Origin of the sequence: Microbulbifer variabilis (assembly GCF_020524905.1) — a bacterium.
Lineage (GTDB): Bacteria > Pseudomonadota > Gammaproteobacteria > Pseudomonadales > Cellvibrionaceae > Microbulbifer > Microbulbifer variabilis_A.
Genome location: NZ_JAIVKI010000003.1, coordinates 261,668 through 278,697, shown reverse-complemented (window position 1 = coordinate 278,697; position 17,030 = coordinate 261,668). Strand labels below are relative to the sequence as shown.

Genomic DNA, 17,030 nt, shown 5'->3' with positions numbered 1-17,030 from the left:
AATTAATATAAAAAATAGCCTTTGTCTGCCTACCACGTTTATTCCGGTAGATTTGACTAAAATTAGTACTTATATCCGATGATCACGAATAGTGGCATCAAGCATCTTTCCAATGCCATACAGCAACAACAATATTATCCCCAGGCTAGCCAGGTTATAAATTTTGTGTGGGTACTCTGCCTCCTCTGCAAGAGAAGGCTGTGTTACAACCATTAGGTGCTTCAGTTTTCCAGAGGCTTCCATTCGTGCAGTTTCCAGTGCTTTCAGAGAGGCGGCGTAGGCATCAGTCGCAAATTGCAAATCCAGCTCAAGATTCTGGAAGTGAGCGCCCAGAGTATTGAGCCTCTGTTCACCTTCTCTATCGCCTATACCAACTAGCCGGATTTTTTCAAATTCAATTTGCTTTTCCAAAGCGCCGATTTCTGCCTTAAGAGAAATTATCTGAGAAGAGTCTGCATTCAGATAAGTTTTAGCTGCCGTGAGCTTGGCCCGCTGCTCTGCCAAACGGGCCTCCAGGTTCTGAATAATACTGCTAATCCCCTTGGTTAATTCTTCGGGGCTCACAACGTTGTTACTATTTTGGAAGTCAAGAATATCCTGTTTTGTAATGCGGAGCTTATTTTGAGCAAGTTCTACCTCGTTCTTCACAAATGTCACCTGTTTGTCGGCTAGCTGGTTACTCACAGCATTAACAAAATCCTCAGATTTTTGTGTCACGGTCTCAATGAGCAACCGTGCATAGGTAGGATCAAAGGCCTGCATTACTATGGTGATGATTCCAGTGGTTTCATCGTGACCCACGGAGATGTGATTTCGGTAGTACTCCAGATAATCTTCTTGAGTAGCGTCCTCTGCCAGCCGGGAAAAAATATCGTGGCTGTCACTTTTGTAGTACTCTATCAACTTAAGCTCTCTATTCAGGTAAAGAGCCATGTCTAGGGATTGGATATAGTTGACGACCAAGAAAGCATCCTGATTATCGACCCCCATACCTGGTATCAAAAAACCCAGTGCGGATGGACTACCCTGGGAGGAAGCAGTATCTTTAACAATCAGCTGAGTACTGCTCACATAGCGTTCGGTCACCACATATAGATAATAAAACCCCACAAGCAATAAGGGCAGCAATACGAATAATAGAAATCCGAAATGATTTCTGAACAAGGACAAATTCAATAACGGTTTATCCTGAAAGGAAGCATCAGTGATTCCACTACTAATTTTTTCGATAAATGATTGCAACAGGCCGCGTACAGAGCTCATCTTGTCTTCTTCTACTGAAGTGCTATTCACATCCATATTTATTACTATACATTAAGTGCACTTGGCATATTATTTTCCGATACCTTAGAGTCTGGCACTCCGGCCTGATATAAAGCAATAGCCTTATCGATAGAATGGTAGACCCTTACCTGCCCATCTCCAATATAGATACCCACATCACAATTTTTTTTCAAAACTGACATTGCATGAGTCACAATAATGAAGCTAGAGCTTGTACGCTTTTCAGATATTACTGTTTCACATTTTCTTCTAAAGTGAACATCGCCAACAGACATTACTTCATCTATTAAGTAAACATCAAACTCCACAGCGATACTGAGCCCAAAAGCCAGTCGCGAACGCATTCCTGATGAATAAGTTTTAATTGGTGCATCAAAATAATTACCAATTTCGGCAAATTCCTGTACCTGATCCATTATCTTTCGTTTATTTTCTCTCCAAATACCATGAATTCCGCAAATAAACGAAACATTTTCCCTACCGGTCATACTTCCCTGAAAACCGCTAGCCAGGCCCAGGGGCCAGGATATTCTTTGATCTGACACTACATGACCAGAGTCGGGGTAGTCGATCCCGCCAATGATCCGCAGTAGGGTGGACTTTCCCGCTCCATTATACCCAAGGATTCCAATATTCTTTCCCTCTGGAAAAATGGCATTCACATTCCGGAAAAGGATCTTACGTCCATGAGGGGTTCTATAAGACTTGGTGAGGTTTTCAAGCCTAATCATTGGCTGCGCACCAAATCTCGCCAGTGAGCCCTGTAAACCAGAAGGCCTAAGGCAAGCATACCTACGGAAGAAAAAGTAAAATATTCAAAGTTAGAAAACTTACCTTCGTAATTGGCAAATAGCCCCTCTCGTGTCAATTCAATGACATGCATCAATGGATTCCAGGCCAAATAGGCATGGTACTCCACTGGTACCTGCTCCAGGGAGAAGAAAACCCCGGAGATAAAATATAAAGGGCGTACAGCCAGAGGGAGAACTTTAGAAAATTCCGGAAGCCTTTCACCCACAACACATAAGGCCAAACTCAGCCCCAGGCTAAAGAAAAAGAAAAGAATATTAACTTCAATAAGCAGAAGAAAATTCCCAAAAGCTACTCTAACTCCGAACCAGGCAAGTACAAACCAAAGTACAAACATACTTAAGAGATAAATAGCAAATTCAAGTAACACCCTGCTAACTACTGTATCAAATGGGCGCAGATGTCGATAATTAAACAGCCCTCGATTTGAAGACACTGCTGCTAGCCCCTTGGAGAAAGAATGGCTAAAAAATAGAAACGGTGCAATCCCACCCAATATAAATAAAACAGTCGGCACACCAGGATAGAATTCTCTACCAATCAAGCTAAAAATCGTTGCTAGTAACATAATGTGCATTGCCGGCTCAAGAAGCACCCATGCATACCCCAGCCGCCATTTTCCAAAACGGGTCTTTATCTCACGTAAAAGTAGCGCAAAGATTACATCTCGCTGTATCTGCCAGACAGAGCGTGAGTTTGAGGGACCCATAGCAGTTTTTTCTTGGATATTATTGACTACACTCATTTTTGTTATTGTGAGCAATGCTAAACTTACATATATATATAGCGAATCATCCTGAAAATGCCAGTTATTTTCAAAATTAGCTATGCATGTTATCGCTGCCCGTTTTGACACCTCATATTAAATCGATTATCAAGTAGCCCACTAATCTCGGATAAGAATTTAAGTGTTAAGATTTTCACCTGTAATAGAGGGGTTCGATGAATAGTCAACGTCGCGTCTTTCTTCCTAGAGTTCAAGCTGGATGCAGCCCTCCCTGGATACCGGCACAACAACCATTCGCCACTGCGTAAAGCAGCATAAGACTGAATGTAGCGGTGCACACCTGCAAGTAAGGCAATTATCCCAAAAGAAAACCAGGAGCTTTATACCAAAATTTATCGTCTGGAACGGAAGAAATAGAAATTAAAATGGCACCACATTCCACTCGGATCCTAGCAATCAGTATAGAAAACACTTTTTACGACAACATCTATGGCGCTACCGAATGACTCAAGGCATAAATCATCGCAATAATTTTTGGGACAATGATGCAAAAAAGTAGCTTTTTAGCAGCCTAAAAAACGGGGGGATGCCATTCTATTTGGTACGACCCTATAACAGAGACAAGCCGTGACACTGATTTCTACCTAATGACCTATTATAATTGGGATAACTCTTATTAGCTCAATGATTTTATACCATTCGCAAAAGCAGAATAAAATCTTAACCTATTGGTCTTGGTCTTGGTCTTGGTCTTGGTCTTGGTCTTGGTCTTGGATAGTAAGTGAAATTGGTAAGGGTCGTTTGAATAGTAGGCCTGGAGCGAGCCTGGGTGAAAGGTCACCGAATGAGTTATTAATGGGGTTGCAAGATGATCTGCTTGCAGCATAAGGGAATTTCAGTTCTTACTTTAAACCAAGAGAAATAAAGATACCGTAAGAGAGTTTAAGTTTGGATAATTTATTTGCGGTATTATTTTTATGCCAATGAGAAATCTTCATGTACCAGAGTTAGATTGGGATTATAAGCAGGATCTGCATCCAGCTGTTCGCCCCAGCGAGCACGCATATATTCCGCCTCTTTTTGTGCACGTCGACGTTTAGAAATAGTATTGTCAGTCCCTCGAGATACTGACTCATGATGGTAAAGCTCGGCATATGGAGTCCATAGGTTTCGATAACCTGCTTCACGCACTTTTAAGCAAAGATCCACATCGTTAAAAGCTACAGCCAAGTTTTTTTCATCCAGCCCTCCCACTTGTTCAAATACTTCTTTACGTAATAGAAGGCACGCAGCTGTTACTGCAGAAAGATTCTGCACCAAATGCAGCCGAGAAAAGTAACCATAATCATTACGGCAAAAATATTTGTGAGAATGCCCCGCAACTCCACCAATACCCAAGATAACACCACCGTGTTGAATCGTATCATTTGGGTAGTAAAGTTTAGCTCCTACACAGCCAATTTCAGGTCTCATTGCCTGACTTACCATCTCCGTCAACCAAAGGACATTAATCGGCTCTATATCATTATTTATCAATCCAATAATTTCACCCTTCGCTAAGCTCACTCCATAGTTATTAATAGCAGAATAATTAAATGGATGATCCCAACGATGGACAGAAACCCGTGAGTCGGAGCTTGTAACTTCTTCAAGAAAGCGTAATGTTTCTTTACAGCGACTTTGGTTGTCTAAAATGATCAATTCAAAATTAGAGTAGTTGGTTTTGGAAAGAATAGCCTCAATACAAGGTTTAAGGATATCAATGCCGTCTCTTGTTGGGACCAGAAGGCTCACTAACGGAGCTGGCTCGGGAATGGACCAACGGACCCGATAGCTATTTGGTACAGTTCCGGGCTCGGCTGTTGCACTTAGGTCTTCACGTTTCAGGTAATCGGAAACGGCTTTTAAGCCCGCTGTAGCGGCATAATTCTTGGCGTTACTCTCTTGTGCTGTAGATCCACTAATAGCTCTCCAGTGGTAGAGTACCTCAGGGATATGTACCACATTATCGGAATCAAGGTATGGCATACAGCGCAGCAATAAATCATGATCCTGGCTGCCTTCAACACCAATTCGATAACCGCCAACTTGACTCACTAATTGTGTTTTAATTATGGTTAGATGGCAGATATAATTTTGTGAAAGTAGCAGGTCTGGATTCCAACTTGGCTTAAGGTGGGGATCATAACGTTCACCATATTTGTCAACTTTATCTTCATCACTGTATAGCAGCAAAGCCTGTGGGTTTTGCAAAATTTCTTCTGCAACTCTTTGAAGTGCTTTTTGTGCCAAGATATCATCATGATCCAACAGGGCAATATAGTCACCCTTTACCAATGATAAAGCGCTGTTACTAGCAGCAGAAATATGCCCATTGTTTTTCCGGTAATCTACGTAGATACGGGAATCTAACTCTTGATACTTTCTCAAACAAGCTCTTACCGTTGAGCTCTGGGAAGCGTCATCGGCGATACATAATTGCCATTTATCATAAGTTTGATTAATTACGGATTCAATGCACTCCTTCAATAAATCAATATTTGAATTGAATGTAGGAAGAATAATTGAGATAAGGGGCTGAATATCCCTCTCTATCTCTTTATTATAATATTTGCGAGAGTTTAGATTATTATTTTCTACCTTTTCTATCCAATCAGCATAATCCCTCACCTGGCGCCTTTTAATAAAGGTTTTTTCATAGTAATTTAGCGCTAATTCTTGCCAACTACATCCTTTTTTGTTGGACTCCCCATAAATATGCTTTAGGACACTTTCCTTACTCATATTACGAAATTTGAAATGCATATTAACTAGACGCTGAGACAGTCTATCCTTAGCAAAGTAAGGTAAAAGCTTTACTAAATGAAAATACTGAATGGTAAACAACCCTACAGTCTCCAGCGGATCAAAACGCAGCGACTGTGCTGGGGAAGATAGATAAATAAGACGCTTAGTAATTCTTCCATATTTTATCGGTATAGAAAAACTATCACCCTCATTAAATCCCTCACCGTAATCAACGTATATTTTTGAATCTGCACAAGGTTGATCATGCTTAAGTTCAATTTCCACCATATACCAACCGGCATTGAGGGTATGATTTTTTAGTAAAAATTGAGGATCACTCCCCTTGGAGCACCAGTCAAAAACTGTCTTTGCATCATCGACGCATTCAATTGCTACTTCAGGCTTTAGCCTTGGGGATATATTAATATGAAACAAAGACTTTAAAAACTTCAACACAACCTACAAGACCAATTTAGTAAAAAAAACTTTATAAAAATAATTTTAAATCTATTATTCGCAATCCAAGCTTGAGATAATCGCCAGAACGGGGTTTAACCTCATAGCGATTTAATCTAACCCAGAAAATGACAACCTCTCTGAACCTGGGGACAAATTACTCGCCACTTTCAAATACGCTGGGTTTCAGATTATCAAAATCATAGCGTCTTGATTTTGAGGTGCACTCATGTACACCCAACCTACAAAAATTTGAAAACTTCATGGTAGTCTTACAATACAATTGAAATCGTATCTCTAGTAAAATATTTTTATATAACGTTTTACCATTGAAGCCTCCCATGAATTTATGCTCTATGACCCAAAATTCTACCAAGTAGGTTCCAGGATAACCCTACTCTCAAGTTCACATAAAATCAGATTATCATCTTTTATTTCTTAAGCAACGAAACAATCAACTATATAAATTTAATAGAGGCTGCTGTGTGTTAGCCACAACACACTCTACAGAGTCAACATCTACCTCTCTAGAAAATTCAAACGAAAAGCCTATAAAGCCGCCCCGACCAAGCCCACGCGCCCTACAATAGGGGCGAAATTCATTAGCTTTACATTCCCCAATAATCTCATTGTTAACTTTGGCCTGAATTAATACTGCGTTATTAATATCCTCGGAGATTGCCCAACCTTTTAGCTTTCCCATTTCAACATGAGTCACACAACCCGAAACATAGCTTTCATCAGCGCACGCAAGGCGAAGACGCCAGTCAAACTGCGTCCGAGCATTGCTAAAAAACTCCAACTCTTCTGCATTAAGAATTTGCAACTCGTCTACTTGATCTTCTGTTAGTTGTTGTGGTTTAACTGCTTCACTTTCTGCTACGTTTTCATGCAGCTGAGGAATATCAATTTCAAACTTACTATTGAGCAATTTTAAGGAATCCTGATAAGCATCCACAAACCCAATAAACCCAAACTCTGCCCAGTTATTCTTTCCCACGAGGCGGAGCTGACGATTAATATTTTGAGGGCTTCGAAAAAAATCTTCAAAACTCCCCTTATAACCATTATTCCTCACAAAATGATTATATTCGGAGGCAATCCTCTGTATTGGATCTCGTAGAAAAGTGATCATTCTACTAGCATCAAAAATACTTATGTATTTTGCCGCATGAAAATGCCCTGTAAGAAATTGGTAGCCCAGCTTTTCAAAGTCTCTTGCAAATAACCATCCGTCTTTGTCACTAGAAATCCATTCTCTGACAATCGTACTGGTTTCTACTGCCCTTTCTCCATAGTCTCGACAGACATTTTCTTTCCCAAAAAAAGCATCAGCCCCCAAACGAAAACTGGTACCCGCAGTTTTTGGGATATGTACGAACACAATTGGACTCAAAATATCATACCGCTATCAATTTAAGTTTAGCTTATCGATCTCATCCACAAACGGGCAAAAGCCATGGATTAGTACCATCTATTCTTTATTCATATCCTAATGTCGTTGTAATCATATAGAGGAAATTAACAAAACTCTCGTAGAATGCTTATCTAATTTATAATTTAAGCGACTATTTATTCACTTTTCATGGATCGAGTATTCTACATAAATAGGTGCTCATACTCTGCCCAGATTAGCCACATCCAGATATGATTTCCTACACAAAATCAATTTAGCAAGTGGTAATTATTTACGCCTTCTCTTTCTATCTCTCTACTTGACACCAAAAGGCAAATATTCTCTTTGGGGCTACTACCTAACTCTCAGAGTTGGTAGCGTTATAACCTTGCGGATTTTCCCTTTGCCATCGCCATGTATCCGCCATCATTTGCTTTAGCCCCAAATCTGCAACCCATCCTAATTCCCGCTTTGCCTTGGAGGCATCAGCCCAAAAGGCTGACAGATCTCCTGCGCGACGGGGCGCTACTGTATAGGGTATTGGTACGCCAGAGGCATGTTCAAAGGCACGAACTATTTCGAGAACGGAGGTTCCCCTACCTGTTCCTAGGTTGAATGCCTCTGTACCTACTTTATCTTCTATCCATTCCAGGGCTCGAACATGCCCTATTGCTAAATCCATCACATGCAGGTAATCCCTCAAGCAGGTACCATCTGATGTGGGATAATCATCACCAAATATCGACAGCTCTTTGCGTTTTCCCACCGCGACCTGAGCGATATACGGCAACAGATTGTTAGGTATTCCTTGAGGGTCTTCCCCGATCAGTCCCGAGGGATGGGCCCCAACAGGGTTAAAATACCGAAGGAGTGCCATAGAAAGCTCTTGGTTCGCAGCGGCGGCATCCTGCAATATCTGCTCCACCATCCATTTACTGGTGCCATATGGGTTACTGGTGTTTCCAGTTTGCAGAGTTTCCACGTAGGGCACCGGAGCCTCACTGCCATAAACGGTAGCCGAAGAGCTGAAAACCAATCGCTTGACTCCAGCTTCCTGCATAGCCTCTAGCAATACCAGGCTACCAGCGACATTACTCTGGTAGTAGTCGATCGGCTTCTGCGAAGACTCTCCTACAGCTTTCAACCCAGCAAAGTGAATTACTGAATGAATCTTATTCTCAGTAAGTATTTGATCTAGCAGTCTGCGATCTCTGATATCACCAGGATAAAATCTCACCGGTTTACCGGTAATCCTTTGTACCCGCTGTAAAGCTATTTCGGAGCTATTGCACAGGCTGTCAATGACGACAGCCTCAAAACCTGCTTCTTGCAATGCCACCAAGGTGTGGGAGCCTATGTAGCCAGCGCCCCCGGTAACCAATACTTTTCTAACCATTGCTACTCAGTCTCCATCATGCTACAGCTTCTTGTGAAATTTTGAGCTTACCATTGGAAACCCTGCTCTCAGATAGCATCAACGTATTTAAATAAGCTCGGTATTCCTTAGCTAAATCTGGATGGCGTAAGCCATACTCAACATTTGCCTTTAAATATCCCAGCTTAGAACCACAATCATGGCTCTTGCCGACCATACGGTAGGCTTCGACGCTTTCCTGGGCTATCAAATCAGCAATAGCATCAGTGAGCTGTATTTCATTACCGGCACCCGGTAATGTCTGTTCAAGCAGTGGCCATAGCTTGCGTGATAATACATAGCGCCCAACCACAGCCATATTTGATGGTGCTTCTTCCACCGGTGGTTTTTCCACGATAGCCGTCATTGGCTGCGAGGTATTTGGGGATAATGTAGCCCCCTGGCAATCCGCTACCCCGTATTGATGTACCTTTTCCTGCGGCACCGGTTCCACCATCACCTGACTAACACCGGTTTGATCGAACCGAAATAACATTTGCGCTAAATTATCGCGACTGAGATCTGAGGCTGCATCATCGATAATGACATCCGGCAGTAGCACTGCAAAGTCCTCATCTCCGACCACTGGTTGGGCACACAGGATCGCATGCCCCAGGCCTTTCGCCTCGCCCTGCCGCACGTGCATGATGGTAACGTCTTTCGGGCAGATGGATCGCACCTCATCCAGCAGCTGACGCTTGACCCTGGCCTCTAGGGTCGCCTCCAACTCAAAACTGGTGTCAAAATGATTTTCGATAGAGTTCTTACTGGAGTGAGTAACCAGTACAATATGTTTTATACCAGCCGCAATCGCTTCATTGACCACATACTGAATAAGTGGTTTATCGACGATAGGCAGCATTTCTTTGGGAATCGCCTTTGTGGCCGGTAGCATACGAGTTCCTAAGCCGGCGACGGGTAAAATTGCTTTCATGTTCGAAACATCAAGTGATAAAGTTTGGTTATTATGAAACTCTCACATTAGAATCTAAGATCTCGCACAAATATCACACACTAGTAATTCCTTCTTTGCAAAATGAATCAATATATTCTTTTGATAAAGAGTCAAGTTTACTTGGATGTCGAGACCATGTAGCACTTTTCCTAACCACTCTAGCTGGAACACCTGCAGCAATCACTTTATCTTCTAAACTCTTGGTTACTATTGATCCAGCACCTACAATGGATCCTGAACCTACTTCAACACCTGGCATCAAAGTAGAATTCCTCCCTAACCAAACATGATCACCTAGAACAATCTCTGAATAAATATCATTAACAATTTCGCCACTTGATAAATCAATAACCCCATGTTGATCTGCAGTTTGCACCAATACTCCCCCTGAAAACATGCAGTCAGATCCAGTTATGAACCCGGAATTATCACAAACAATCATCGTCCCATTAGAGCTAGTCCCATCACCAACTGAAACCTTACCACCTCGCCACAGCCTAATATCGTAACTCCCGTAACTCCCCTCCCCAAAGGACACGCTAGACCCATCATTTCCAACAAAAATAGAAATAACCCCATTCGCTGAGGCCAAATTGAGGTGAAAATTATTGACTAACTTCTTCCCACCGTGTCTTTTAATTGAAACCTTGAGCTTTCCGCTCTCCAAAGCTTCAATCGAAGTCCCACTTATCTCCACAAAACACTCTTTGTCGAAACCTCCTTCGACAACTATTTCTTTTGGCAAATCAAAAATTGAATGCTTCATTATAAAAACTCTACAAACTCTACAAATAAAATCATCACGGAATTTTCAAATTTCACCATAATACAAATCACAACAACTACCAATCTGACACACAGGCACCTCGTTAAAATAATATTATAGCGCTATCAATATTATTTAAAATAAAGTACTTTCCTGTGTAGAGATCATAACTGCAACACATACCCGATTACCCATTTTATATAAAAAGTAACAAGCTACGAGTCTATGTACTATAAGTAGGATTATTGCCCAGTATTTCAGTGACTTTTCTCGCATCATCAGGTGTATCTACCGCGATACTATTTCCTTCAACTTCAACCATTGCCACGTCATATCCCATCTCCAAAAATCTGAGAATCTCTATATCTTCTTCGTTCTCAAATAAGGTTTTTTCTTCCATCAAGGCGAATTCAGACAAAGCTTTCATGGGAAATGCATATATACAAATTTGTTTCCAAGCAGTATTAAAATTGCCTGACTTATTGGAAGGTATGGCAGCGCGACTCATATATAAAAGCCGACCATCCGCTCTAAAAGCGACCTTTGGAACCGTATTGCTAATATACTCATTCTCTGAGCCAATTCTGGCCATACCATTTACGATAGTTCCAGGGCACTCCATATACTTTTCAATGATGCACGAGATTTCATCAGGGTTTATTAAAGGCTCATCTCCTTGCACATTAACTACAAAGTCTAAATTCCCTATTATTCTTGCTGCTTCAAAAACCCTATCAGTGCCAGTCTTACAGTTGTCGCTAGTCATCAAGACATTATCGGTAAATTCACGACAGCAAGTTGAAATCCTGTCATCATCCGTAGCGACATAGACATTTGCCTCTCCCACCGCCGATACACACTGCTCCCAAACACGACGAATCATAGGCTTACCGCAGATGTCAAGGAGAGGTTTACCTGGTAGTCTTGTTGACTTATAGCGTGCAGGTATTATTACTGCATAATTCATTTATAAACCACCAAATTAACTGGTCAAGCTCGAAAAGGACAAAATTTCCTCAGTTTCCGAAAATAAGCTTGATGATCTTACGGTTTCAGGTGATGCCGAATATTTCGATACATAAAGAAAATCAATTTCACATTCTCTAGCAGCTTCTAGATCACTTAAAGAATCACCAATCATCAGAGCCTTGCCCTTTGATTCGAATAATATTTTTCTTACATTATTAGCTTTTTTTTCTGGAGAGCCGAGTATATCTATAAAATATTTACTCAATTTTCTCTTAGCAAACACTTGCCGGAGTTCATCTTGATCTGAGCCGCTAGCCACATAACATGGCATCCCAAGGTTTGAAATAAACTCAATAAATCCGTCACAAATGGCTGCTGAAAGATACAATTTTTCACAATATCTTGCATATAGATTTAATACCTGGCTATAGCGATCTGAAAAATCACTCTCAGAAACTTTGATCACATTACGTAAAAAAAACTCTACGTGATGATAGCGTGACTTTCCAAAGTTCTTGGCAAAATAATCCAGGGAACTGGATATTTCACTCTCAGAATATCCGGTCAAAGCCCGCTCCATCGCCTGAATTTTCAATGCATTTGAATCCAGAATTACGCCATCGCAGTCGAATATATAAAGATCATATTCAAATAGATGGTGCATAAATAGATCCTTCGCTCATAGGATAAGTAGTCGGTGTCAATGATAAAATAATGTCATCACTGTGCTTGTCATGCACAGCCATCATTAAATCGATCATCTCCTGTTGCCGCTTATCTCCTTTGTCGTAACCATCAAATCCGACTAGGCTTATTGCCTTAGCACCACCAATAAGAGCAATCGAAAGCGCATAGCCCGCAGTCAACTCTAGCGGAATTACACAATGTGTTTCGGTATAGTCGAAAATCCCACTCTCAACCTGCAATCCATAATCAATAATTTCTGAATGAGGATTTAAAACCTCCATATCTTCAGGAGAGAAGCGTTGACGTGGAAGAATTATTGGTTTATCAGAATTTTGATACTTTTCTTTATCTGCAAGAAATTTAGAGTTATGGGAGATAACGATATAATCAACCAAATCCTCATCTATATCGCCATTTAGATTGATCACCAATACGACAGGCTTTCTATCTCGGATATAATCGAATATTCCAGAGTTGTACCGGTTAACACTATTGCCACTACCGACAATAAGAACTTCACGACCAGAAAACGCATTCAACAACGTATCCGACCCGCCCACTTCATTGCTAACTGCACTCAATTGCAGCGCCTGTTCGAGTATCTTGCCATCGTAAGAGGAGGCATTTGCACTACTTAGATAATCGATCGCTCCTACAATTTCGTCTGGACCATATCGCTCATCTGACAATAAATTTTGCACATAGGTTGGATGTACATCATTCTGTGCACCGAGAAAATAAAGAAGATTACTTCCCCAACCGTACTCCTTTTGCATCAGGCTAAAATGCCTGACGACCAGATCATAAACCGGCTTTGGCGCATAGGGCGCATTGGTTTTGTTCAGCACTGCCAATAGATTTTCCGTTTGAGCATTACCGGCACCTCGGCCCATCCCTGTGACCGTTGCATCCAACCAAGTAACGCCTTTGTTATAGGCTGCAATCGTATTATCCAGCGCCTTCCCCATATTGTTGTGGGTGTGTATGCCGAGCTCACCATCCCAATGCCGCCTCAATGCGGCGATAATCCTGAATACCTCATCGCTATCCATATTCCCAAGCGAGTCGGCAAAGTAGAGAACATCCAAGCAATCCCAACTGACTGCTAACTCCGCCTTTTCGGCGATTACATCGCAAGGTTTACCGCCAGCCTGCATAAGATTGAAACCAACTATATATCCTCTTTCCTTCAAAGCCTTAACAATCTCGCCTGACGCCTCAACCTCATTAAAATGAGCCGCTACTCGAACCAGACCAATTTTGCTATCGACTTTGTTGATAAAAAGTTTATCGATAGCTTCAATCACTGGAATCTCGGCAGAAAGAATTGTCTTTGCATCTACCATGACTCCGTAAACCGGGCCATCAGGCAATTCTAAGCTCTCGAGAAACAATTCTGTTGTATATGCAAAAGGGCCCAAAAAACCGTTCTTTGGGAATGACCTTAACCCTAACTCTACAAAATCCACTTTTGCCTGTGACATGGAAGCGAGGTAGGAATTTACGATATTGGGATCAAAGTCCCAGTTATTATAATATCCGCCATCTCTAAGCGTACAATCTAGTATCATCATCGATATTCCCCCTTACAGAAAACTCTTTCTTGTGTGACTTTAAATTTCTAATCCACACACATAAATCATTTCAGTGCATATTTTTATTGATACAGTAATAAAATTTATAAAATTCCAACCATCAGACATCAGACATCAGACATCAGACATCAGACATCAGATAAATAATCATAAGTCACTTTTATTTAATCCTATTGAATCAAAAATGTACGATCGTGCAGCATCAAACCTATCCGAACTAAACCTCTTTAACCCGAACACTCCGTCTTCACGCGCCACTGATTCAACATCCTCCAAAAGTGCGATTCTTTTACGTCCTACAAGGGTCTTAACCAAATTATCTACTCGCTTAATGCTATTTCTGGCACAGAAAAACTCTATTGCCCATGCAAATTCCACCTCTTCAACAGGATGCCTGGCAAGATCGTTAAATTCGATGGAGCCGTAATGTGTAAGCAGCGGATATATCAATTCAAAAAATATTTCGCGCTTAAAAAAACAGCCCTCGGCTCTCGCTTTATAACGTTTATCCGACCCTAGCGATGATAAAAGCGCATCAGCTTTTTTAAAATTTATTGCTTTTTCATACCAAATTCCATTTGAATTCAAAAAATGTGGTTTTGCAGCTCCTATATCATACATACGTATATATTTATTCGCCCCCCTCTTAACCATTAGATCAGAGCTAGTATGAAAAAACACATAGTCGAATTTCACGCCTATTCTTAAAGCTTCCAAAACAGACTGAAGCATTGCATGAAATATCACACCGTACGCTGTCTTCACCCTATTAAACAGATGTACATTTCCGATATCTAGGAGCAATTTCCTTTCTGATGGATTTACATATAAATACTCATTAAACTCTTCACTCAGATGTATAGCATGAAAAATATCATTATCGAAACATTTATTATATGTAAGAATTTGCTGCCTTAATAAATTCGCATCACCACTAGCAGTCGAAACACATAGAACCGTCATATTCTCTCTCAACTTAGACTCTATTCATTCTTACCAAATTCTTGACCAACAACAAAATCTATCAAAAAATTAATTATCAACTCAGAATCTCCTATTGGATTCCACTCAAACTTATCGACGCTATTGGTTGTGGCACTTAATGCGAAAAATTCGGTCATATCAGAATCACCGCAAAACTCTTCCGCGAATTTTTTATTCGAATCTGAGTAATAGCTCATCATTACTCGCTCATAATATTTCGGAAGCGCAAATTCCACATCTTGGTTATTGAAATTGATAAATTTTTCCATAACCTCTGGCATTTCAACACCTCGACGATTGAGGGCCAATTTTAACAGAACCTCTCTTCTTTTTAGCGAGTAATTAGCCCCAACGGAATCAGGAATCGTATAACCAGAAAGGTCTCCGCCCACGCCACAAAGTTTAAGAAAAACCTTTTCGAGGTTCTGTTTAGACTTTCGGACTTGATCGAAGTTAATAATTGATACTTCAGCGCCCAGATTCCTCCACTCCTTACAGTTAGAGTGATAATCAAGAAGTTTGTCATTTTTGGACCAGACAAGATTAGAAGTTCTCCCTAAGGCCTTTACATCCTGGTTAAATCCAGAAGCCAGTAACTTGTCTTGTCTGCGGACTGTATAGATGACCTCTACATCATCAAAAAAAGAAAAAAAATAATTCAATACCGACTTTTTGTCAGAGAGAGTAAAATACTCAGATGAGCAAATCACTACCGAGCCTGAACTGAACTTAGACAGTCTTTGTGATATATCAGCTAATTTTTTTTCCTGGAGCAGTCCTTTAATATCTTCCCGCTTTTGCAATCGAGCATCCTTAATATGTTCGCATGCAAGAATATGCGGATCCCGACCAGACACAACCTCAACATCGTGATCAGCCTTCAGCCTTTTTACATTTAAATTCATGTAGGCTTGAATATAACTTGTACCCGTCTTTGGCATCCCAACGTGCAGATATAATTTAGCCATAATAAATACCCATATGTTTATCTGCGCACTCACTAACTGTTAAAGGTTTAGGGATGTCACTTGCAACCAAGTCCCAGCTATTCGTATCTCTAAACGCTTTCAAAATAGCCTGCTTAAGAGAATTACTACTTCCACTGCGGAAATTATAGCCATTAACACCATCGGTAATTTTTTCAACCATTCCACCAATATCACTTCCGATCAACGGGCGACCGTGGTTAAAGGCTTCCTGGATTACCATCGGTGAGTTCTCCCACCATACCGAAGGAATAATCACCCAGTCAGCCTGCTCCATCAGGCGACCGATCTCATGAGACTCATAGGAGCCGTGTAAAGTAACCAAATCACCGAGGTCTTCCAGCAGACCATGGAATTTCTCCTGAAACGCCTCTGTTTGCCCCTCCAGGTTTGCACCATGAATATCAAGATGCACCTTCTTTTGAATATCTTCTGGCAATAGCTTAAAGGCCTCCAGCAGCACGTCCACACCCTTGAATGGATTGATCTGGCCAAAGAAAGCAAAACGGCCGCGGCCCTCCCCTTCTGCTAGCTGGCGCGCTGCTGGAGCTTCAATCTCCGGCTGACCATTTTCAATCATCACCATTTTTTCCTCGGGAATTCCCCAAGCTTTATAGCGCTCGATCAGAAAATGGCTAGGGGAGACAAACATATCCACTAAATTGAAAATGGATTTGATATATTTTTCTCGCAGAAAGAAGTCCGCAGCAGAACGTTCGGGGAAACAGCGTGCGCAGTCCGCGGGAGATGACTTATAGCAGAGCTTCATCTGCTTACCCGGCTTAACCATTTGGCCGTTATTAGCACAGATGGCCAAGTACTCATGCAAGGTTACAACAATACGTGCATTCGGCAGTGTATTCCTTACCTCACGTATTAACTCCAACCCCATATGTATGTAGTGATGAAAATGTATTACCGTGGGTTTGTAGCGTTCGAGTAGTGCCCGAAACTCCTGCCATACATGCTTTTTACAGCCAGACTGGAATAGGAAAAAGTCGGACATATGGGTATGAAATAGAATTTCCTTGTCCGAATTAATCGTTGAAAAGGCGGAACCTCCATGGGAAGGCTGGTCGCTTCGTGCCAGAAAAACTGTATCCAAGCCCAGTCGTTCATATTCCTTAAACAGATTATAGGCAGCCACTTCTGCACCACCCTTGCTATGATCGGGGTGACCGTGGGAAACAATCAGTATTCTGTGTTCAGTCATC

Annotated in this window: 14 protein-coding genes; all 14 read right to left on the bottom strand. The window is 41.3% G+C overall.

Annotated features, from left to right (window positions below; genetic code table 11):
- Positions 1–69 precede the first annotated feature (69 nt).
- Entirely contained in the window at positions 70–1,299 is a 1,230-nt protein-coding gene (locus tag LC073_RS06415; RefSeq protein WP_226645130.1) for a hypothetical protein, read from the bottom strand.
- A gap of 8 nt (positions 1,300–1,307) precedes the next feature.
- On the bottom strand, positions 1,308–2,015 hold the full coding sequence (locus LC073_RS06410; protein WP_226645127.1) for an ABC transporter ATP-binding protein: 708 nt from the start codon (positions 2,013–2,015) through the stop codon (positions 1,308–1,310).
- Positions 2,012–2,839, bottom strand: a complete 828-nt coding sequence (locus tag LC073_RS06405; protein ID WP_226645124.1) for an ABC transporter permease — start codon at positions 2,837–2,839, stop codon at positions 2,012–2,014. Before LC073_RS06405 ends, LC073_RS06410 begins: the two co-directional genes overlap by 4 nt.
- A gap of 957 nt (positions 2,840–3,796) precedes the next feature.
- Positions 3,797–6,064, bottom strand: a complete 2,268-nt coding sequence (locus LC073_RS06400) for a glycosyltransferase family 2 protein (protein ID WP_226645121.1) — start codon at positions 6,062–6,064, stop codon at positions 3,797–3,799.
- 454 nt (positions 6,065–6,518) lie between these two features.
- Positions 6,519–7,448, bottom strand: a complete 930-nt coding sequence (locus tag LC073_RS06395) for a sulfotransferase family 2 domain-containing protein (RefSeq protein WP_226645119.1) — start codon at positions 7,446–7,448, stop codon at positions 6,519–6,521.
- A 370-nt stretch (positions 7,449–7,818) separates the two neighbouring features.
- Positions 7,819–8,856, bottom strand: coding sequence for a UDP-glucose 4-epimerase GalE (gene galE, locus LC073_RS06390; RefSeq protein ID WP_226645116.1), 1,038 nt, complete (start codon positions 8,854–8,856; stop codon positions 7,819–7,821).
- A gap of 16 nt (positions 8,857–8,872) precedes the next feature.
- Entirely contained in the window at positions 8,873–9,808 is a 936-nt protein-coding gene (gene galU / locus LC073_RS06385; protein ID WP_226645113.1) for a UTP--glucose-1-phosphate uridylyltransferase GalU, read from the bottom strand.
- Between the two features lie 73 nt (positions 9,809–9,881).
- Positions 9,882–10,595: an acyltransferase gene (locus LC073_RS06380; RefSeq protein WP_226645110.1), complete on the bottom strand. Its 714-nt coding sequence runs from the start codon at positions 10,593–10,595 to the stop codon at positions 9,882–9,884.
- A gap of 223 nt (positions 10,596–10,818) precedes the next feature.
- A complete protein-coding gene (locus LC073_RS06375) occupies positions 10,819–11,562 on the bottom strand; it encodes a 3-deoxy-manno-octulosonate cytidylyltransferase (protein WP_226645107.1) in 744 nt (247 codons plus the stop codon).
- Positions 11,563–11,577: 15 nt separating this feature from the next.
- Positions 11,578–12,228, bottom strand: coding sequence for an HAD family hydrolase (locus LC073_RS06370; protein ID WP_226645103.1), 651 nt, complete (start codon positions 12,226–12,228; stop codon positions 11,578–11,580).
- Positions 12,212–13,825, bottom strand: coding sequence for an aldolase catalytic domain-containing protein (locus LC073_RS06365; RefSeq protein ID WP_226645100.1), 1,614 nt, complete (start codon positions 13,823–13,825; stop codon positions 12,212–12,214). Before LC073_RS06365 ends, LC073_RS06370 begins: the two co-directional genes overlap by 17 nt.
- 168 nt (positions 13,826–13,993) lie before the next feature.
- The gene (locus LC073_RS06360) at positions 13,994–14,809 is read right to left on the bottom strand and encodes a hypothetical protein (RefSeq protein ID WP_226645097.1); all 816 of its coding nucleotides are present in this window, start codon (positions 14,807–14,809) and stop codon (positions 13,994–13,996) included.
- A gap of 20 nt (positions 14,810–14,829) precedes the next feature.
- Positions 14,830–15,798, bottom strand: coding sequence for a hypothetical protein (locus LC073_RS06355; protein ID WP_226645092.1), 969 nt, complete (start codon positions 15,796–15,798; stop codon positions 14,830–14,832).
- A complete protein-coding gene (locus tag LC073_RS06350; protein ID WP_226645089.1) occupies positions 15,791–17,029 on the bottom strand; it encodes a glycosyltransferase family 4 protein in 1,239 nt (412 codons plus the stop codon). The genes LC073_RS06355 and LC073_RS06350 overlap by 8 nt, the downstream gene beginning before the upstream one ends.
- Position 17,030: the final 1 nt, after the last annotated feature.